Annotated in this window: 17 protein-coding genes; 9 read left to right on the forward strand and 8 right to left on the reverse strand. The window is 56.9% G+C overall.

Going from position 1 to position 21,043, the window contains the following annotated elements; translation table 11 throughout:
- Window positions 1-687 carry a plasmid pRiA4b ORF-3 family protein gene (locus PDO_RS19135; protein ID WP_458574664.1) on the forward strand — a complete coding sequence of 229 codons (687 nt, stop codon included), beginning with the start codon at window positions 1-3 and terminating at the stop codon, window positions 685-687.
- 302 nt (window positions 688-989) lie between these two features.
- Here PDO_RS19135 and PDO_RS19140 read toward each other — a convergent pair whose 3' ends face one another.
- Genes PDO_RS19140 through PDO_RS19150 form a run of 3 tightly spaced genes read right to left on the reverse strand, consistent with a single transcriptional unit; the run spans window position 990 to window position 2,978 of the window.
- Window positions 990-1,403, reverse strand: a complete 414-nt coding sequence (locus tag PDO_RS19140) for a nuclear transport factor 2 family protein (protein WP_244426485.1) — start codon at window positions 1,401-1,403, stop codon at window positions 990-992.
- Window positions 1,394-2,290: an MBL fold metallo-hydrolase gene (locus PDO_RS19145; protein ID WP_192814380.1), complete on the reverse strand. Its 897-nt coding sequence runs from the start codon at window positions 2,288-2,290 to the stop codon at window positions 1,394-1,396. The genes PDO_RS19140 and PDO_RS19145 overlap by 10 nt, the downstream gene beginning before the upstream one ends.
- A gap of 22 nt (window positions 2,291-2,312) precedes the next feature.
- A complete protein-coding gene (locus PDO_RS19150) occupies window positions 2,313-2,978 on the reverse strand; it encodes a DsbA family protein (RefSeq protein ID WP_007605800.1) in 666 nt (221 codons plus the stop codon).
- Between the two features lie 108 nt (window positions 2,979-3,086).
- Between PDO_RS19150 and PDO_RS19155 the strand changes: the two genes are divergently transcribed.
- Entirely contained in the window at window positions 3,087-4,010 is a 924-nt protein-coding gene (locus tag PDO_RS19155; RefSeq protein WP_007605801.1) for a LysR family transcriptional regulator, read from the forward strand.
- Window positions 4,011-4,605: 595 nt separating this feature from the next.
- Here the strand turns inward: PDO_RS19155 and PDO_RS19160 are convergent.
- The 4 genes from PDO_RS19160 to PDO_RS19175 form a co-directional block, all read right to left on the reverse strand.
- Complete coding sequence (locus PDO_RS19160; RefSeq protein ID WP_007605804.1) at window positions 4,606-5,151, reverse strand: hypothetical protein; 546 nt, start codon at window positions 5,149-5,151, stop codon at window positions 4,606-4,608.
- Window positions 5,152-5,166: 15 nt separating this feature from the next.
- Window positions 5,167-8,241, reverse strand: coding sequence for an SPOR domain-containing protein (locus PDO_RS28445; RefSeq protein WP_007605805.1), 3,075 nt, complete (start codon window positions 8,239-8,241; stop codon window positions 5,167-5,169).
- A gap of 459 nt (window positions 8,242-8,700) precedes the next feature.
- Window positions 8,701-9,192 carry a PIN domain-containing protein gene (locus PDO_RS19170; protein ID WP_037074692.1) on the reverse strand — a complete coding sequence of 164 codons (492 nt, stop codon included), beginning with the start codon at window positions 9,190-9,192 and terminating at the stop codon, window positions 8,701-8,703.
- Between the two features lie 3 nt (window positions 9,193-9,195).
- Window positions 9,196-10,260 (reverse strand): helix-turn-helix domain-containing protein, encoded by a 1,065-nt coding sequence (locus tag PDO_RS19175; RefSeq protein ID WP_007605809.1) that lies wholly within the window; start codon window positions 10,258-10,260, stop codon window positions 9,196-9,198.
- Window positions 10,261-10,855: 595 nt separating this feature from the next.
- On the opposite strand from PDO_RS19175, the gene PDO_RS19180 reads away from it, so the two are divergent.
- From PDO_RS19180 to PDO_RS19200, 5 genes are all read left to right on the forward strand, one after another.
- Window positions 10,856-12,169: an SMODS domain-containing nucleotidyltransferase gene (locus PDO_RS19180; RefSeq protein WP_007605811.1), complete on the forward strand. Its 1,314-nt coding sequence runs from the start codon at window positions 10,856-10,858 to the stop codon at window positions 12,167-12,169.
- Complete coding sequence (locus tag PDO_RS19185; RefSeq protein ID WP_007605812.1) at window positions 12,159-12,734, forward strand: SLATT domain-containing protein; 576 nt, start codon at window positions 12,159-12,161, stop codon at window positions 12,732-12,734. Before PDO_RS19180 ends, PDO_RS19185 begins: the two co-directional genes overlap by 11 nt.
- 255 nt (window positions 12,735-12,989) lie before the next feature.
- Window positions 12,990-14,378, forward strand: a complete 1,389-nt coding sequence (locus PDO_RS19190; protein WP_007605813.1) for a hypothetical protein — start codon at window positions 12,990-12,992, stop codon at window positions 14,376-14,378.
- A 186-nt stretch (window positions 14,379-14,564) separates the two neighbouring features.
- Window positions 14,565-15,008, forward strand: coding sequence for a RusA family crossover junction endodeoxyribonuclease (locus tag PDO_RS19195; RefSeq protein WP_007605814.1), 444 nt, complete (start codon window positions 14,565-14,567; stop codon window positions 15,006-15,008).
- A complete protein-coding gene (locus PDO_RS19200; protein WP_007605815.1) occupies window positions 15,008-15,661 on the forward strand; it encodes a HepT-like ribonuclease domain-containing protein in 654 nt (217 codons plus the stop codon). Before PDO_RS19195 ends, PDO_RS19200 begins: the two co-directional genes overlap by 1 nt.
- Window positions 15,662-15,681: 20 nt before the next feature.
- Here the strand turns inward: PDO_RS19200 and PDO_RS19205 are convergent, their stop codons facing one another.
- A complete protein-coding gene (locus PDO_RS19205; protein WP_007605817.1) occupies window positions 15,682-17,610 on the reverse strand; it encodes an ATP-binding protein in 1,929 nt (642 codons plus the stop codon).
- Between the two features lie 301 nt (window positions 17,611-17,911).
- Here PDO_RS19205 and PDO_RS19210 point away from each other — a divergent pair, with 301 nt between their 5' ends.
- Entirely contained in the window at window positions 17,912-19,630 is a 1,719-nt protein-coding gene (locus tag PDO_RS19210; protein ID WP_007605823.1) for an ATP-dependent nuclease, read from the forward strand.
- Entirely contained in the window at window positions 19,617-21,035 is a 1,419-nt protein-coding gene (locus PDO_RS19215; RefSeq protein WP_037074695.1) for a UvrD-helicase domain-containing protein, read from the forward strand. The genes PDO_RS19210 and PDO_RS19215 overlap by 14 nt, the downstream gene beginning before the upstream one ends.
- Window positions 21,036-21,043 lie beyond the last annotated feature (8 nt).

Raw genomic sequence — 21,043 nt, forward strand, 5'->3', positions numbered from 1 at the left:
ATCCTCGCATGCCGCGCGAGCGCCTGTCTTGACGATCCTTCGCCAACCTTGTTCACTCGGCCAATGTTCAAAGCCGCAAACGCTGTACAGATCAGAGTTTCTATCGACCACATCGAGCCGGGCATCTGGCGCCGTCTGGTTCTGCCGGTCCATTGGAACCTGGAGCATCCGCATCTCGGAATTCAGGCCGCATTCAACTGGTGGAACTATCATCTCTATGAGTTCCGCATCGGTGGTCTCCGGTATGGGAACGTTGAGATCCTCACGGAAGATGCGACCGACGACGATCCTCGGGTCTTCGATCAGAGCGAGGTTCGCCTGATGGACTTCGAGCAAGGTGCCGTCTTCACCTACCATTATGATTTCGGGGATGGCTGGCGGCACACCGTCGCGGTCGAGGAGTTCCTGACACTCACTGCTACACCCAAACACGGGAGCTGTGTCGCCGGCGAAGGGGCGCGGCCGCCCGAGGATGTTGGCGGCGTATCGGGTTACGAGCGGTTTCTGGAGATCATCGCCGACCGGGAAGATCCCGAATATGCCGAAACCATTCAGTGGTGCGGCGGCTACTTTGATCCGGAATGGTTCGACCTGTCGATCGTGGATAGGGATGTCCGCAATGCTTTGCGCTTGAACGCCAAACGGCGTCTATATCAGCCGAAGCCGAAATCTGTCCCGAAGAAATGAGTTAGCTAGGGTTCAGGGTGAACGCCTTGAAGAGATACGAACCTTCGACCCGGAAGTATCGACGCATCCATCATCGAGGAAACGCTGAAAGCCATCTCGCCGTTTCAGCATGTACGCTCTTTGCGGGCCATGAGGAGGGTGGGCGGAATTGGGCCGATTCGCCGGCCTGATTGGCATTTGCAAAATGAACGGCGTGGAGCCCCACGTTTACCAGCCCGGGGGTGTAGTAATTCCGTAACATTTCAGTGGGGGCGTTCCACATTGGCGTGCCCCCACCACAGCGTCTCAGTCATTTCCCGCTGTCAGGCATCTGGGACGATTGGCCTGTTAACCAGCAGCGTATCGACATATTGGACCATGCTGGCGATCTTGCCGTCGCGGACCTCGTAGAGATGGGCAAAGTGCGCCGTCATCGACTCGCCCGTCGCCTTGTAGGTGCCGGAGTAAATACCGAACGCCGCAACACGATCGCCGTCCTCCATAAAGGTATGGACTTTCCCGCTATAGCCGATCCACTCCGTGCCGAGCCTGTGGAATACCCCGGCGACAATGGCGTCGGGCCCCACGTAGGTGCCGGCATAGGGGAAGCCTTCGGCTTCCGTCCACGTTGCATCGGGTGCCAGGACCGCAAGCAGGTTGCGGCCGTTATCCTCGGATGAGCCCTCATGGGTGGCCCTGATGAGATCGAGATTGGCGCCCATGGCGATCAGCCCCACTTCATTTCGCCGGTGGCGACCTTTGAGCCGATGTCGAGTGCCACGCCCATGCCGAGACCCGGAAAGCGTGCTTCCATCGCAGCATTGAGCGAGGCGGAGTCCTTATGCTTGGCCAGTTCCTCCTCGAACGCCTTCAGATAGGAGATGGTGTGCTCGACGCCTGTAAGATCTGTTCTTGCGTCAGGAGCCATATGGCCTGCGACGACAACCGCCGGCTTGCGCGCCGCGATCTTTTCGAGATTGGCAATCCAAGCAGCCCGGAGTTCGGCGCTGTTGGTGTCTGCCGTCCATACGTGGACACCGTTGAAGATCATCACGCCACCGAACACCGCGTTCAGCGATGGCATGAACAGATAACGCCGATTGGCGAGGCCTTCCGCTTCGACGATCTCGATGGTTTCACCGTCGACGGTCAACGCCCCGCCGTTAAAGACCTCGGGCATGACCACGTCGGCCAGCGTCTGCGGGCCATTTTCCTTGAGTTGCGGCCCCCAGACGGCAAGCTTCTTCTCGACACTGGCCTTGATCGCAGCAACCGTGGCCGAGGCGGCGATCACCTTGGCATCGGGGAAAGCGGCCTTGATCGGACCGAGGCTGAAATAGTAATCCGGGTCGGACTGGCTGACATAGATCGTTGTGAGCGTCTTGCCCGTTGCCTTGATCGCCTCGGCCAGGGCCTTGCCGTCGGGAAGCGTGAAGCCGCCATCGATGAGCACGGCTTCAGTCGCGCCGGAGATCAGAACGGGCGCACGGAAGAAGCCATTCTGTCCGGCGGGGAAATGCTTCCAGGTGAGGCTTCCTGCGGCATGGCCCAAGTCAGCGGGCGCGAAGACGGCAGTGACGCCTACGGCGAGAGTGGTTTTCATGATGGTTCTCCTTGTGAACATGAGTGTCTCCAGATTTAGGGTTTTAGGAATGGGTGAGCCGGGCCCTGCCAAGAGCGGAAAGCCTGGCTATGAGATCATCGGCGTTGCCGAACAGCTTGTGGGCCTTGACCAGCTCGGTTCGCTGTCCGTCATCGACAACCAGCGCTGGCACGCCACCGGCTTCGAACTCCTGCATCAGCAACTGGGCCTGATCGACACGCTTGCGGTTTGCCGCCAGCAGCTCCGCATCCGGTGCCGCAAGGCGAGCGGCGGCGGCACTGAGGCCGGCACCCTCCAGGATATCGCGCAGTTCCGGCAGGTTGGTCACATCGAGACCCGCGACATAACGAGCTTCCTGAATGAGCCGAAGAGCATCAATTTCGCGAGACGGTTCTGTCAGAGAAACGGCTGTGACTGCCAGCGTCGCTGGGCCAGAATTTAGCAAGCCGCCACCGCCGAGCACCTTTACGCGATAGTCCTCGGTGAACCGCTGCCCCGTTAAGCTCGCGATGCGAACATCGTTGGACCAGGCAAAGTTCGCAAAATGCCCATCTACCGCCCGTGCGCCTGTCCCTGAGAAAAGGCCCGTCGGCGCCAGTGTGACGATGAGGTTTGGAAGCGCAGCGAGTTGTGCGAGCAAAGGCGACGCGCCATAGCACCAGCCGCAGAGGGGATCGAATAGGTAGGTAACGTGGGCCTGGTTGTTCATGTCTTGCTCCTTATGAAGCTATAGATGACATGAGAGGATTGGAGCGAGAAGTCCGTCGAACACGACAGAATGTATGCTATAAGCAAACAATAAGTATGGAGTGCGCTCATGCAGGAAGCGACCAATCTCAATCGGCTGGCCTATTTCGTCGCTGTCGTCGATACGGGTTCTTTTACGCGCGCAGCCGAATATCTCGGCATCACCAAGGCTGTCGTCAGCCAGCAGGTTGCGAAGCTCGAAGAAGAGGTCGGCATCACGCTGCTGATGCGCACGACACGACGGCTCCAGCCGACCGAGGCAGGGCGGATGTTTCACCTTCGTTGCGTCCTCGTCTTGCGCGAGGCAGAGGATGCCCTGAGAGAGTTGGCTCAAGCCAGAACAGAGCCAAAGGGTCTGCTGAGGATCACCGCGCCATACGACTATGGCACCTCGGTGGTCGTGCCCCTGGTGACCACCTTCACCGCCCGATATGCGGAATGCAAGGTCGAACTGAGCCTCAGCGACAAAATGGTCGATCTCGTCGCCGACAGCATGGACCTCGCCATTCGCGTCGGCTGGCTGGCCGATTCAAGCCTGCAAGCGCGCCGGATTGGCGCGTTTCGGCAATATCTGGTCGGCACGCCCGAGCTCGCGAGCAAGGTGGCCGAACTTAACCAGCCAAGCGATTTGCCATCCCTGCCCTTCGTCGCCAACAACGCGCTGAAGGAACCCCTGGAATGGACCTTTACCCGCAACGACGGAGGCGACGCACGCACTGTGCGTTTCAAGGCTGACATCGCGATCAACACGACGCCGGCGGTCATGGAGGCTGTCCGGCAGGGTGGCGGGTTATCGGTCCTGCCGGATTTCCTGGCGACCGCGGACATAGCGAGCGGACGGTTGGTTCATGTGCTTCCAGACTGGCATTTACCCTCGGGTGGTGTCTACACGGTATACCCGGCCGCCCGCTTTAGACCGCCTAAAGTCTCTGCGTTCGTAGATCTGTTGATTGCGTCCGTTAGAAGCGTAACGGGGTCCAATGGAATAGTCTGAAGAGAGGTTAAGCCAGCAGAAACACATTGGGTTCGCTTCAGCGTGCCACCACCGAATTTCCTTGACGAAAATTAGAAGAGTGCGAGTTGTTGCAACCTCACATCCTTGGTCTTGAGCGGATTCGAACCACCAACCTGCTATAACTTCAAATACAAGATAACAGATAAATGTTAAGGATCAAGGACTTGTGACTTTCGGGGTCCGCGTGTTTGGGTTACAATCGAGTTGCACGAGGCGCTATCCAGCGATAGCACGCAGCTTTCAAGCTATCTCGGCAGGACCTTGGCATATCTCATCCTTGGCGGTAGTGACCGACACCCACTGAATGACCTGGAATAGTCGAGCGTGCCGGGTAGTTTGGGAAGCGACGGCTACTGACGCATGTGGGGTTATGACGAGGCACTCGACACGCTTCAGCGAGCCCCTGAATACTCGGTTCGGAGATTACGCGCAGGTCCGACAACAAAAACAAGAGATGTTGCGGAGGAACCGCCAATCGTTAGAGGGTTTTCGACCGACCACCGCGTCAGGTACCAGCTAAAGCCGTTCAATCTTGGTGCGGATGTATAGTTGCAGCGATGCGCTGGACGGAACATCAGTAAAACGGTCGAAAGTTCTTCGGGTCCTGGACTTCGATTGTAACGCCTCCCTGGCGGCAGACCTCGCCGGTTTTTGCGAACACATGCGTGCGTCCAATGACATAGAGCTGCCTGATATGTCCCCTGTTCTCGATGAGTGTACCCTTGCTGACATAGGCATCGTCTGCCGAGACGAACTTTTGATAATCGAGCGGGCGCCGCGCCCGGTCGGCGAAGCAATCGATGACTTCCTTTGAAGTCCTCTCGTAGCGATCACGAAGTTCGGACCGTACCTTATCCGTCGCCGACGCCGCTGCTGTCGATCCTTCTGCCGCGTCGCACTGATCTTCCGTAAAAACATTGCAGATCCAGTCGCCCCATTCTTCATTGGTCGTACACGCCAGTTTTTCACCGCCAACATTTACCGTTTGCGGAAAGTTGGGAGACGCGTCAGGAAGCGCAGACGAGATTGCCTCGCAGAGGGTCTGTTGTTTTTGCTCGTTGGCGAGCGCGGGCGACGACAAAAGAACGAGAACTATCGCTACACCGCATCTTTGAAGCATGACCGCCTTCCTTCCTCAGCAACCAAGCAAGCCGCAGATAATCTTTCCGACGTCACCACGGCGGAAGTCATCCCAAAGGTTCCCGGCTGCCTCGCCGATCCCGCCAACAAACTTTTCGACCTCCCGACCAGCCTTGACGAGGTCATTGTTATCGCCAAGACACGCTCCCCCGGAGAGGCAGCTTGACAGATCGTGGGCGACCGTACCATACGCCGCAACGATCGTGTTGTTCGGACCAAAGCAGTCTTCCCCGACCTTGCCCGTCAGGCATTTCGTGAATTCACGGACGGTCAGTCTCCCAGCCGTACACGCCGCGAACGCAGGCGGCGCCCCTCCGCTCTGAACCGCACATTCGGCGGCGATCCGCCATTCCGCATTCATCTTGGGACCTGCCATGCACAGCGCAAAATCAGCACCGCCGGTGCTTGACGCCGCACAACTTACGGCCGGACCGAGTTCCGGCGGAACGAGCGATGAAGCAGCGCAGCTGGCGATCGCACCCGAGTCGGAGGCATTGTCGGCGATGCAGGCGGCAACCTGTGCCGTCTTCGGATCCAGAACCCCCTGTGAGCAGTTTGCGATGAGAGAGGCGGCATCCGTCCCGTTGCTGACGCAGGTCAGCACCTTGGCGGCTTCGCGCATCTCCGGCCGATCCGCCAGCATGCAACCGATTGCTTCCGCCTTGCTCGTGTTTCCAGCGATGCATTGGGCTATTCGCCCCGGACCATCGTCGACCATACCTGCCAGGCAGAGCGCGGCTTGAGCCTTATCCTGCGTTTTCCGTGCGCAGTCCAAAGCCCGAAGCGCCGCCTTTTTCTCAGGCGATGGCGGCAATGCGCAGGCAGCGGCGGCGACCGGGTCACTCGAAGATTTCGTCAGGCAGTCGATTGTGGCGGCTTGCGAGGGTTCGACGAGCCCTTTCACGCAATCCGTCAAGGCGGCGGTCTGGGATCCAGCGGCCTCGAGGCAGGTTGTCGCCTTGTCAATGATTTCGGCATTGGAGGTTCCCACGAGGCACTTGCTGACTTGCATGGGATCCTGACTGTCGCTAGTCACGCAGTCGCTGATGCGTTGCAGGTCCGGCTGGCCGGATGCTTGGGACACACAGGCAAGGAGTGATTCCGTGGTGGTCGCGTCCTGCTGGCATTTCAGCGCGGTCGCCGCGATCGGGTCGCCGGACGCAGCCGCCATGCAGCCCACGAAGACCTCGTTGTCGCCTTGTGCCCGATTGCGGCAGTCCTGTATTGCCGACACCAGTGCCTTACCGTCCCTCGACACAGGGATCGCAGCATCACTGATCTTGAGCTGATCTGTCAGTTTGAGGCCATGTGTCGCCAGGAAGCCAGCGACCTGCTCAGGGGTTTTTAGAATGCCGCTGTCGAGGAGCCTGCAATCGCTTTCCAGAATGCAGCGCGTCAGTGTGGATGGGGTGACCCAATAGCCGCTGCATGCCTGCAAGGTTTCGACAGTAATTGATCCACTCTTGTAGCAGTCGGTTACCAGTGCCCAAGTTGTCTGAATGCTGCGCACCTTTCCGATGCGGATGAGTTGCGTGGGATCGGAGATCGTTTGGACGACAATATCGTCCTGCGGAATTGCAATCCTGCGCACAATCTGCAGAGCCTCTTCGACCTGCCCGTCATTGGCGAATGTCGCTATTAGAACCGCGTACTGCCCTGCCTCTTTCCGCTCGAACAACGCCAGCGACAGATCTGGATATAACGCCCTCAACTCCTTCAGCCTCGCCTCCGCGGCGGCCTGATCACCAGTGAATATCGACACGGCCTGAGCCACGGTTTCCGGCACCAGGCTCGCCGTCGCTGCTTTCAGGAAATCCGGCGTACGCGTAAGATTGATCGATTGCGGTGCGGGAAGCACCACCTTGCCGAGTTTGTCCACGGCTGCTCTGCGAAGGGTGAAGGCGTCGCGCGATATCTTGTTTCGCCTCGCCGATGATCGCAGCTCGTTCGCAACTTGCTTCGAGGCGAACGCTGCTCCGACTACGGTCCAATATATGTCGTCACCATAAGGAGGATAGACAGCGACATCGATCCCCAGATGCGTCTTCCGCAACTGATCGGCATGGCGGTTGGCGCCCTTCTCGGTTTTCCAGGAACCCAGGATCGTGAAGTCCCCCCCGGCTTCGGCAGAGTAACTGGATGGTGATTTCAACCCACTGTAAAATTTGGCGCGCGCTTTTAATGCAGGTGGGTTGGCTTTCATATAGGCGAGGTAGTCGGCCTCGTCCTTCTTATGGAACCTGAACACGATCGCGCGACCCAATGCGACACGCCAGCGATAGTCGGCAAAATCCGCGTCAGTGAAATTGGCGGCCTTCAACCATGGCTTCGCCTGGTTTGTCATGCCGAGAAACGGCGCACTTTTCCTGACCAGGCTAGTCACGTCTGCGAGAACAGCGTTGGTGATCGGCACCCTGACAATATGGGCCTGAACCGCAGTCTGCTCGAACTCGACCATCGCAAGATCGAATTCCAGACTGGTCAGCGCCTTCTTTGGCGTTGCGACACGCGGATCAAGGGGTGTCTTCCAAGTGAACAACAGATCCCGGATAACCCGCATGTTCTTCGCAAACAGTTCATGGTTCACGTCGGTGATGAACGTTAGGGTGGCTGAGGTTATGCCCAGCTTCGCGGCGATCGTCGGGAAGTACTTCTCCAAAAAGTCCGCCAGTATGCTTTGCGACATCCCCAATTCACCCTGAATGGTGACGGACGTCGCAGCATGGAAGAAGCGGACACCTCGGCTTGGTTCCGGCGTCAGTTCCTGTGTTTCGATGACGAACGAAATATAGTCATAGTAAGCGTTTCGCTGCCGAATGCTTTTGTAGTGTTTGGGTTCGTTGGCTTTCGTGTTGAAAATAGCTGCCGTGAGAAAGCTGTTGGATGCGTTGGCCGTGGCCCAGGCTTTCAGATCCTCCAGCGCCAAGTTGCGGCTCGCGGCTGTCCAGGCGACACGGTCTGCCTGCGTCCAATCACTCTTAACTGAGGGCACGCCGGCCACCTCCTCAGCGAAGGCGTGGCGGGAAAAAATGCACAGCAGAACCCACAACAGCGCGAGACATAACCTCATCGCATACCCCCATGGCAGTGGCCGCGGAATGCAACTGAAATCTAACTATAGTTGCAATTCTATTATAAAGCTCGCGTCTCTACAAGCGGCTTGAATCAAGTGTTCGTCACTTTGGTCGCAAGAAATGAAAGAAATCTAGAGTTGCATTACTGTGCAGAACGGATTGGAGACCCAGCCCCCTAAAAGTATTTTGACTCAGATAGATCCGCTATTTATTCTTTAATACTACCTTTGAGGTACCCAGTCGCGTCGCTTTCATCGTTGTTCATTGAACAACACAGCCCCTGTCCACCCACGTCTCGCTTCCTCCAGCACGCCAAAGCCATTGTCTCGTCCAACGGAGGACCACCGTCAGAGAATATCGGTTGATGTGAAGGGATACGAACCTACGATCCGCTCCGCCAAATAAGCTAAGTATCTGATTGAAAAATAAATCTGCAATGCAGAGTGCAACTTGGCCTATCTCGAAAAGCGGATGAGCCGACGGCGGATTTCGCTTGCTGGCAAACGACACCGCGGGTGATTTGCTAAGCGACTAAGGCCGGAATGCAAATTCTCGAACTGCACATGGCCACCATCGGCGAACTGATCAATCACCCACAGCACACCGTGCATTTCAAGCCTCTCGGCAGTCGCAAGCTCTCGAAGCACTCCATCCCCCGTAAGCAGTCCCCAACCCCGAGTTTGCGCTAGCACAAATGCAAACGTGTCAGGAGCAGAGAGACGATTGTTGGCACGGTTGACCTCGGTGGCCCTGCGAACCTCAGCAGAGGTCAGGGGTTCTACCCTTAAGCCGAGCCGCACAAGCGTCTGTCCCATTTCGCCGACCAATTCCCGTTCATATAACAGGTCAGGGACGGCAAACTCGAACGGCAAAAGAAACATGAACTCGAGAAGGTCTGCCCTTTCCAGGTCAATTAAGACTGAGGTATCGGAAATGAGAATCGCCATGCGTCAGACTGCCGTCTGGTCCAGCCGCTTGTCCAGTTCGCGAACGGAAATATCGAGCATCTCAGCGGCACGGGACTCGCCCAATACGCCCTCAACCAAAGCACGATAGCATAAACGCTCGAACCTTTTGGGCTCCTCAAGTTCGGGAGCCATACTCTCTGGCTCTTCGTAAGGATAGTGCCGCCATCCTCTCTCTTCGAAAACTTTGAACAGTCGTGAACATGCCGCCTGACTGATAATTCCTAGATCCTTGCACCGATAGGCGAGTGCCTGAACACTTACCCCGAACCTTTTCTTTAGGGCGACAAGCTCGCCAACACTTATAGACGACCGATGAGCACCAGCTTCTGCTCGCAAGACGTCGGCCGGCATCAAAAAAGCACCGGCGAAGCGATGAGCTGCTTTTTCCACGTCGACTCCCTCTGCAGGAGCAATCACCATATGTCCAAGTTCGTGTGCCAGGTTGAACCGCTTACGCTCTGACCACGTTCCCCGCTTGATAACAATTACCCGAGCGGCGTCGCGGTCCTTGCGACGAACCCTCGCCGCCAAACCGTCTACATCGTTCAAGTCCATCGAGAGGACCTTTATTCCTCGTTCCTCCAATAGCTCGGCTAGCTGCGGGATAGGGTCGTTTCCAAGGCCCCAATCATCACGGACCGAGCGCGCAGCATCTTCCGCATCGCGAATGTCTGAAACTGGATATGGGGCGCTTCGCGGTTGCTCCCACTCGACACTGCGCAAGTGAAGAAGATCCTCGATCACAAGATATCGCTCGAGCATATGGATGGCTCGCGCCTGGACTGCAGCTTCCTCTTTGGAAGACGTTCCGAGCTTTTTTCTGAAGTCCACGCCTTCTAGGGATAGCTGATCTTCACTTAGAAGGAATTCCTCGGACACACCCAAGGCTTTGGCCAAAGCTATCAAGGCTTTGGAGCCGGGCATATCTTCATTTCGCTCATACTTGCCGATCGCCTGCGCTGACACCACGCCACTCATTGCATCCGCTAATGCCCTCAATGAGAGCCCAGCCGCCTGCCGTGCGACTTTCAATTTGTTGCCGATCATATCGATCTCCTAGATTTCAGTTTACAAAATAAATTATATTGACATTTTTGTAAACCTCCCCTCTTGAAAAGAGCGGTCAGATGCCTGATCTTTTCTTAGAAAGAATAACCACCGATTCCTGCATAACTCGGATCATTGCCGCATTCATCGAGCTCAAGAGCTTCTTCGCAAAGAGATAAACCTCGATCTAGGAACTGCTTAATGAAAAAGGACCGGTTTACACGCAAGGCGCACCCGAGACAGTTGTCGTCAGGCTACGTCATCTCGGTCCGGGAGGCTCTCGTTCGCCGTCAAGGTACGGATGCGAATGAGAAGACAAGCTACTTCCATCCTTGCCGAATGTGCGGTGCAACGATTCTGACAAGGCGCTTGCCCAACGGCGGTTGGGCTCATTTCGAAGGAAGGGACGGGCTAAGCAGGGTCAAGCACCCTTGTCAAACGCGTGGCGCCGGACTGAGCCGCCGGCGTGACCCTTTCACGTTGGAGCTTTTCCCAGCCCAACCGACCGACGGGTCAGCTTCATCGCAAGACAGCCCCAGCATGAGATGAAGACATCGATTTCCCCATCAAACCACATTCTTGAGGTAACAGGCCGATGAGCATTGCAGACACGTTCAAGCAGTTTCTCAGCAATATTGCGGTAGACAATGACGATACCATTAGCCTTCGCTACGGCGAGGTAACGGCTGCACTAAACAAAAAATTCCGCGACACCGACTCAAAAGTCTCGAACTCTCTGCAAGTTGGCTCATACGGCAGATGGACCGCAATCAAGGGCATTTCTGATCTCGACATGCTGTATATTATGCCCGCCGGGAAGTGGGATAGTTACAAGGAAGGCGGGCAATCTCGTCTTCTCGATGACACCAAAAATGCGATTAAGAGCCGCTATCCGAGCACAACTGTTCTCAAGGATCGGCTTGTCATCCAGGTGCTCTACCGAGACTTTCATATCGAAGTCCAACCGGTTTTTGAACAGGCGGACGGAAGCTTTAAATACCCTGACACCTATGATGGTGGGTCATGGAAAATCACGAAGCCCCGCGAAGAGATCGCCGCTATGAAAGAGTCGAACGTACAGAAGAACAAGAACCTGCGTCGCCTCTGCAAGATGGCTCGAGCTTGGAAGAACAAACATGGCCTTGCGATGGGTGGGCTGTTGATCGACACACTGACCTATAATTTTCTGAAATCGACGAATGAGTATGATGAAAAGAGCTATCTCTACTACGATTACATGAGTCGCGATTTCTTCAAGTTCCTTTCAGAGCGTCCTGATCAAGACTATTACGCCGCTCTTGGGAGCGGCCAGCGCGTCAAGGTGAAGAAGAAATTTCAGAAGAAGGCAAAAAAAGCCTACGAACTGGCTTTGGACGCCATCGCTGCCGCAGGCTCGACTACCGAGAATGAAAAGTGGCGCAAGATTTATGGTCGCGGTTTCCCTGCTGCAGAACAGGCGGCGCAAAAGGCAGCCTTTGCCTCATCTTCGTGGAGGAACACGGAGGAGTTTATCGACAACCGGTATCCGGTCGATATACGCAGTAGCATCACCCTAGATTGTGAGGTCTCGCAAAATGGGTTCCGAGAACGGTTCCTAAGAGAGATGTTGCGGCTGAACCTGCCGCTCAAAACGGCCAAGACGCTGACATTCAGTGTTGTCGATCACGACATCCAGGGCGACTTCAACCTTTATTGGAAGGTGCTCAATCGCGGCGAGGAGGCACGCCGTCGGGACTGCATCCGTGGACAAATTGACGGAGATCGAGGCAGCATGAGACGAACCGAGCACACCAATTTCAGGGGAGATCATATCGTTGAATGCTACGCCGTCCAAAACGGCGTTGTTGTTGCGACCGATCGCATCCATGTTCCTATCCAAGGCAGTCAGGTAAGCGCTGATGCAGCTTGAACAGCAACCAGACCGGGACGACTTCTCGCCGCTTGAGGACCAGATCCGGGAATGCTTTGGCCGTGTCGTCTACACCCACAAGACTCACGAAAAGATGGCTGATCGCTGCTCCGCGACGCTGCAGCGATATAAGCTCTGTCAGATTGGCGTGTCCGTTCTGACCACGTCCGGCGCGTTGTCCGTTGTGTTTCTCGATCAGTTTTGGCTGAAGCTTGCAACAGCATTTCTGTCGATCGTCGGCCTGTGGGCTACCGGCTACATGAAGGGGTTTGACCCTGGTGGCACAGCGCAGAAGCACAGGGACGCCGCCGCCAACTTATGGCCGATACGGGAATCATATCTGTCTCTGCTGGCCGATCTTCGAATGGGAGGGATCCCATCGGAAGAGGCGTTAAAGCGCCGGGATGAACTACAGAAGAAGCTCGCGGCAATTTATCTAGGGGCGCCACAAACTACCGCCAACGCCTATGCCGATGCGCAAAGAGCCTTGCAGAGGAACGAAGACTATACTTTTCGCGACGAAGAAATCGATAAATTCCTGCCGAAATCGCTTCGAAAAAAGTAGCCACCTAAGATCATAGGATTTCAGGCGATCGAGCGAGATGCCATCACAATCGATTTCGAACTGGAAGATGAACAGGAATTTTCGACATTCCAAGACATCATAAAGGCAGCTGCGCCGGTCTTGAAACCATTGCCAATGTCGCCGATTACGGCCGTCGATGATCCCGGTTTCGTCGCCGCTTTGAAAGCCAACATCAACCTCCCGATTTATGTGAAGCAAGCCCTCTAGCCAGCCCGAAAAACAGGAGGCGACGTGATGCGAAAAATCCCGCAGTGGGAATTCGATTTCTACGCATTGTCGCTCCCCCGTGGCCATGGTTTCGGCGACGAGCCTCCCATCGGAGCGTGGGGTGGGTCGGATGGTCTCGCCTGCGGTATTGTCACCCGAAACTCCGCTACCAACACGTTCGGCACGATTGTGATGCGCCGGCGCGTGGACTCCGTGTGGACAGTCACTGGGCGAGCGAGCGGTTTCGACTCGATGAATGCGGCAGTCGAAGCTTTAGAGCCCTCCCTGGCAGAGGAGTTACCGCTGGAAACTATCCCGTCCGGCGTCGTCGCGCACTTGCCACTCTTTGATCTCAAGGACCGTGAGCCGAGCGATGCATTTCGATTGCTGGCAACTCCCGCGCGTCAGCCCGCCGCATGGGCGCTAAACCAACTCTATCTCGCCCTGCCGAGGCCTGATCGCAATTGGGTGAGCGACTGCCAGACCACCAATTTTCACACCCGCATTTGGGAGGCTCAGCTCCTCGCCTCATTTCGAGAACAAGGACTACTTGTCGAGCAACCGTTCGAGTCGCCCGATTTCCGCATCGAGAACCCCCTTGGGGGCGAAGCTTGGGTCGAGGCTGTCACGGCAAATGCGCCGGTGCCTTACAATCACGTCAATGCACCATTCTCAGACATACCGACGAGCAGGGAAGAAACTTTCTTTGGCAGCGCCGCCGTGCGCTTTGCAAAGACGATCGGCAACAAGCTGGCGAGACGGTACGATCAACTGCCACATATCATCGGAAAACCGTTCATCCTAGCAGTCGCCGACTTCCATGCATCTGGATCGATGATGTGGAGCCGTGAGAGCTTGATCGGCTATCTACAGGGATCTGGCGCGACCGTGGCCGAGATTGACGGCAGCCTGCAAGCTGTGTCGATGCCAGCTGAAACGCTTCTTGGCCCAACCCGATTTCCGGCCGGTCTCTTTGCAGATGACCGGCATGCAGAGCTTTCAGCTGTCATTTTTTCGAACGCTTGCTCAATCGCCAAGCTCAACCGGGTTCCGATCTCTGCTGCGGGGGCGCCAGCCGGCTACCGTTATACCAGGATGGGAGAGTTCTTCGACCGCGCCCCCGGCGCGCTGAAGGGTATACCCTTTTGCCTCGACATCACGAGCGACGAGTATCGCAATCTCTGGCCGCATCGATACGAACCCTGGACCGCCGAAATCGAGGTCATTCACAACCCCTTTGCCCGCCATCCTGTGCCGTTCGAACTGCTGCCAGAAGCGCAACACTGGTTCGAAGCAGATCGCGAGTGGCAGTGCAGTTCTGTCTACGAAAGATCGATTTTGTGGTCGCAGACGTGGATAACAGACGCTGAGAAACCCGCACCCACACTGCAGGACGTTCTTGAAGCGAGGCGGTAGCTCTTTTACGTTCGGACGAGGCGGCGCGCGTCCGCGGTGATTCAAAGCATCTAACGACGCGCACGGCTCCTCTGAAACGCGGCTATCAAATCGTTCAACCTCAGGCGGACAAAGAATATCTTAGGCGGATGCCATCATCCTGAGACAGCATGCGAAGGCATCGTAATTTGACCACAGGACCTCAGTGTGGAAGACGAAGAATTGTTTCCATTTGAATTCCATCTCGAAGGAACCCCTGTTTCGCTTCAAGGGCGAGGGTCATCGAAAGAGCGCTGGAAGGGGGAAGTTGCTGCGGCGGCCACATCGAGGCGCAATGAGACCGTCGAGTGGGCCTTTCTCGAACCCGAGCCACTGGCTCTCACAATTTACTATTTCCCTATCGCGCCGATGGGGGGGGATGTGGACAATATCATCAAGCCCATACTGGATGCATTAATCGGAATTCTCTATCTTGATGACAAGTCGATCGAGAGAGTAAGCGTCCAGAAATTCGAGCCCGCAGGCGGTTGGCAATTCCTCGATCCAAGCGAGCAGCTCACTGCTGCCTTGGACATAGTGACAGCTTCCGAAGTCCCCACACCAGTTGTATATGTACATGTCACCAACGATTTAAGTTGGAGGAGTATCTAATGACCCTGAGCTCACAGTCAGCAATCGAATTCGAACGAAAAACACTAGAGAAACTTCGTGATCAGTACGAGGCGAAGGGTTTCAAGTTCGTGATGCATCCCGGCAAGGAGCTCACCCCACCTTTTCTTGGCTCATATCAGCCGGACGCGATTGCGTCGAAAGACGACTCCCAAATCGCGATCGAGGTGAAGCAGCAATATAGCCCAGCGGCCGAGCGGAGTTTGAGCCAGATCCGCAAGCTCTTCGACGGGCACCCCGAGTGGGAGTTCGTTATCAGCTATGGTGGAAATGATCCTCAAGCAACCGTGGTGATGCCCCAGGCCTCGCAAGCATTGATCGCCAGGCGCCTGTTGGAGGTGGAAGCTCTTTCCGAACAAGGAAATTATCGGGCCGCGTTCGTGTTAGGATGGGCTCTGCTAGAAGCGGCGTTGCACCGTCTTCAAGGTGAGGAGGGCAAGCGGCCGCGCGCGCCTGGCACGGTTGTCGAGACGCTCGCTACTTTGGGCTACGTCACGCCCGAGACCGAGCGCCGGTTGCGCCCGTTGATTGCGGTCCGCAATCGCATCGTCCATGGCGATCTGGAGATCGAACCGACCCGCGACGACGTCTCAGTAATACTGGATGCCCTCAAACAGGCGCTCGCGGACGAGTAGCGACTCTGCGCGAAACTGCGTCAGCTGACGAGCATATCGCCCTGCTGTTCCTGAGGCGGCTCAAGAAACGTCTCGTCGATGTCGCGAAAAAAAGGCGCTTCTTTGAGCTTTTCGCGCAGGCCGAGCATTCGCTTCTCCGCTCGACGTATGAACGTGTTGTACGACATCGGGATGATGGTCACCCGACCGTCCCACTCTGTGCGGTGGGCGCTTTCGTCTTTGTCGATCCTGGATCCCAACACATAGCAAGTAATGGTCGCTGCCTCGGTCAACAGCCCCTTGTTTCTCAACTCCTTCACGTACCGCCAAGCTTGATCTTTCTGTTCCGAGCCAATAGCGACGCCCGGCTTCTTGATTTCGGCGACCACAAGGCGGGAGACCCCGTCGACATCATGGCCGAGGTCGTGTGCGTCGCGACTATAAAGCCCAACGCTTCCGTCCGGCAACATAACGAAGTCAGGCCGTTGTCTGCTTCCTGATTTATCAGACCCGAAGATCTTCCTGATAACCTCGGTCATTCCCCGGTTGCTGGTGAACTCGAGGCTTTCGAACTCGGGGCCGAATACCCACAGTGATCGCTCGAACAGTGGTTGAAGGTCTCCCACCTCATCCATGGTTTCATCACGAAGCTTGTTGTCGAGATCTTCAATCAGCTTCAGTCGTGTCTGAATCTCGTCCAAGGCATCTTTGGCGAGCCTGAGCGTCCAATCGTCAAGAAGTTGATAGAGGGCGTCGAGGTCCCCCGGCTGAAGCTCATGGAGCTTTTCGACTAATCCGTATTTCGATGTGCTCAATTCGAGATTGGCGAGAATACCTGCCACCTTACCTACCTCGTCGGTCGAAATGGAGGGGCAGCTGTCAATCACCTCGTCCACAAACTGGTTCCAGCGTTCCCGCCCCACGGGCGGCAACTGTCGCACGGTTTTCACAAGGTTCTCTTTCACAGTCTCCTTGGCTTCACGACGGCGATCAGCAGAAAATGCAGAGAGATATTTCTTGATCTGCGCGTGAACCGCATCGCGGGTCGCCTGCCAGGCAGGATCACTGGAAATAAAGCCCGTCCAGTCAGGCTGAACAGCGTTTTCAAGGAGATCGGCAGAAACGATGAACTGAAAGCGTTTCGCCTCGGTGCTGCGACCATCGAGTATCCGCTCATGATCGAAACCTATCCAGCCTGGTACGCCTACAAGGCGTGTATTCACACGCCAAGCGATGCCGTGTTGCCTTGTCGTGCGGTCAGCCTTTTGGCTATCAATCATGACGATTCGGACAATTCCATGGCCCGGCACATCGACATCGACTTTCTGAATGCTGTGCGTAGGGATGTCGTCAAATGTAACGAGTGTGCCGTCCAAGGAGACAACGAAGTTTGGGTCCGCAAGGAAACGAGTACCAATGATTTCCCGCGCTGTATCGGCATCCATGACAACCCCATCGGACGTGGTCGCTCTTATCTCTGTCCCATGACCTTCAACACCCGTGCGTGAGCTGACAACCCTTACATCGAACGGCTGTGTGGTACCGCGTCGGACCTCGTATATCGTCTCCTCGCCATCACGCCACGTCCGGACGCGATATGGGTCAGAGAACTTAAAGGCAGCGTGACGCCCTTTTCCGTTGCGTCCATAGGGACTGCGCGGAGGGGAGCTGGACATTTCAGCAGGCGGCGAAGACTTGTTTCCTTCCTCGAGGAGGCGGTTGTAGTCGAGGGTTTTCCAACGCCGCTCAAACTGTGCCGGCGTCATCCCCTTTCCATTGTCCGTTATCGAAAACGGGATATTCTCTGTTCGCTTGGGCCAGACAATATCGACACGTGTGGCGTAGGCATCCCAAGCGTTTGCCACAAGTTCCACGATTGCGACTGCGGGATCAGAAATGATCGGCCCGGCGTACTTGTCCAGAAACCGGTCATCGAACAAAAGACCTTGATTAGGCTTTGTTGTATCCATAAGGCCTCCCCCGTCGTCTTTTGATTATGCAGGTCCTAAGCCATAAGGCCGGCCACCAGATAGAAATACTGCCCCATTAAGTTTTGCAGCTGAAGCTTTATTCATGCAAGCATTTCCGATCAGGGTTTCGCGGTATAGCTGTAAAAGACGCGGGCCTTCGTGGTATCACCTTCTATATGTCTTTTGCCCTAACGTTTCCACCGCGCCTGCACCGAACAGCTATTCGCGAAGGAGCTTACCGCGGAGATCTAATGCAGCGCACGGTAGGTAAGCAAGAAAAAGCAGATGTTGAGGGGGTGGCATGACCGTCGTTCGAATACTAGAAATCGCGAACTTTCGCGCAATCAAAAAGCTCCGGTGGCTGCCGGGACCTGGGGTAAACTGTCTGGTCGGCCCGGGTGACAGCGGGAAGTCGACCATTCTGGACGCGATCGATTTATGCCTTGGCGCGCGGCGGTCGTTGTCCTTCACGGATGCGGACTTCCATCGGGTCGACTTCAATCAGCCTATCTGCATTTCCATTACCATTGGCGCTCTCGATGATCCCCTCAAGAACATCGACGCGTATGGCGACTTCCTGATGGGCTTCAACGCGGTGACAGGAATCGTGGAGGCGGAGCCAGGCGCCGGGTTGGAAACGGCGCTAACCCTGCAACTCACCGTGCAGAGCGACCTCGAGCCGGAATGGACGCTCGTGTCGCCGCGCGCGCAGGCAGCGGGACGAACGCGCAACCTCAGTTGGGCCGATCGCACCCGGATCGCTCCGGCGCGGCTCGGTGGGGCGGGCGACTCACACCTAACGTGGCGGCGTGGCTCGGTGTTGAGCAGGATCACGGAAGGCAAGGCAGATACATCGAGCGAACTGACCCGGCTGGCGCGGGAGATGCGTGGTGCTTTTGATCAGGAAAAACTCAAGGAGTTGGAAGGGTCGTTGAAGATCGTCACCGCCGCTGCAGGCGAGATGGGCGTTCCTGTCGGTGCGGCGGTGCAGGCCCTTATCGACGCCGGTTCGATCAGCTTTACGGGCGGGTCGATCTCGCTGCACGACGAGAGCGGTATTCCACTGAGGTCGCTCGGCTTGGGATCGTCGCGTCTTTTGATCGCCGCTTTGCAGCGGAAAGCTGCAGAGAAGGCAACGACCTTCCTGATCGATGAACTGGAATACGGTCTTGAGCCGCACCGCATCATCCGCTTGCTCGGGGCGCTCGGTGCGAAGGAAGAAGTTCCTCCGATGCAGGTGTTCGCGACCAGCCATTCACCAACGACCGTCACCGAACTGAGTGCTCACCAGCTCCACATTGTCAGACATAAGGATCACGAACACATCGTGACCCGTGCTAGCGACGCAGGGAACGTGCAGGGGACGATCCGGGCTCACGCCCATGCCCTGCTTGCCACCTCCATCGTTGTGTGTGAAGGCGGAAGCGAGATCGGCCTTATGCGCGGGCTGGATCAACATTTTACCGGAACAGGTGAATTATCTCTCGCCGCCTGCGGCGCCACGCTGGTCAACGGCAATGGCGATGAGACGTTCAGCCGCGCCAACGCGTTGCAGTCCCTTGGATACCGCGTCGCCATCCTGCGCGATAGTGACAAAGCCGCGCCTGCAGCCGCGGAAGCAGCCTTCCTCGCCGGCGGAGGGCAGGTTTTCGCCTGGGGCGGGGGGCGGGCGCTTGAGCAGGAGCTGTTTGCTGCCTTGTCCGACGCGTCCGTCGCGCAACTCCTCGAGCTTGCAGTCGAAGCAAAAGATCGCGCACTCATCGACGCGCATATCAAGACGATTTCGAACAGCTCGACGTCGCTGATTGTTCTTGAAACCGACGCTCTGATTAATGGCTTCGATGCCGCCAGCCGAACGCTCCTGGGGAATGCTGCGGCGCGGTTCGGCTGGCTTAAGACCATTACAACCATGGAGACCGCCGGACGGACCATCGTCGGACCTTCTTATGCTGCCGCCAATGCCAGTCTGACGAGTGTGATGGATGGCCTGTTGGATTGGGTTGAAGATGGCAGCCGGTGAAATCGACCTGAATGCAATCGGACGGGGACTTGTCGTAGCGCCTGCTGGCTGTGGGAAGACGCAGCTCATTACGGACGCGCTTGCACGGCACAGCGACGCGAAACCGGTTCTGGTGTTGACGCACACCAATGCCGGTGTTGCAGCTCTGCGTGGGCGTCTCGAAAAGGCGGGGGTGAGGCCGAGCTCTTATCGAGCAGCCACGTTGGATGGTTTTGCCATCCGGCTGATTTCAACATTTCCGCAGCGCGCGGGGCACGATCCGCGGATCATAACCGGTGCCCGGCCGAATTATGAGGCCATCCGAGATGCAGCGGCACGGCTCGCCGCCGCCGGACATGTGAACGACATACTCGCCGCCAGCTACGTAAGGTTGTTCGTCGACGAGTATCAGGACTGCTCGATCCGGCAGCATGCGCTCGTAACCTGGCTTGCCCAGAGCCTGCCGACAGCGATCGTCGGAGACCCCTTCCAATCCATCTTCGGCTTCGGCGGCGACCGTCTGGCAGATTGGAAATCAGAGGTTCTGGCGTTCTTTCCGGTGGTGGGGGAACTCACTACTCCATGGCGGTGGAACAATGCCGGAGCCGCCGAATTGGGGAATTGGTTGCTCTCTCTCCGGCCCCAGCTCGCCAGCGGCACGCCGATCGATCTGCGAATCGCACCCGCTGCAGTTCAGTGGATCGAGCTCGACGGCCAGCGCGATGATGCACTTCGTCTCGCGGCCGCCTCAGTACAGGCCCCTGGCGACGCGAAGGTGCTGATTATCGGCGACAGCACGGACCCACGTGGACAGCGCCGCTTCGCACGCCAGGTCGATGGTGCCGTCACCGTAGAGGCCGTAGACTTGCGTGACCTCACTGACTTTGGCGCTGCGCTCGATGTCAGCCACCCGGAAGCGCTAGCCGTGGCTGCCGGATTTGCAGAAAACCTGATGAGCAATTTTTCAGCCGATGACCTTGTGCGGTCGATCGCTGCCGCCCGGGCGGGCAGCCTTGGCCGTGCCTTGTCCGACATGGAACAGGCGGCCGTTGTGTTCGAGCAGGAGCGAACGCTCAGCGCGGTTGCAGACCTTTTGGTGTCTATCAACAGGGCGGGCGGGGTGCGGTGTTATCGTCCGGCGGTGCTTGCCGCAGTACAGCGCGCCCTGCAGCTCGCCGCCTCCCCAGGGGGACCATCCTTCCAGGAGGCGACTGTTGCGATCCGCGAGCAGTCGCGGTTGGTTGGGCGGCCGCTTGCCAGACGCTCGGTCGGCAGCACCTTGCTTCTCAAGGGCCTTGAAGCCGATGTCTCAGTTGTTCTTAACGCCGCTGCCCTCAACGCTCGAAACCTCTATGTCGCGATGACGCGTGGATCTAGCCGGGTGATCGTTTGCTCCTCCTCCCCGATACTCAATCCTGTCTGGTGATCACGGGA

The sequence above is a fragment of the Rhizobium sp. PDO1-076 genome (genome assembly GCF_000247475.1).
In the GTDB taxonomy this organism is placed as follows: domain Bacteria; phylum Pseudomonadota; class Alphaproteobacteria; order Rhizobiales; family Rhizobiaceae; genus Allorhizobium.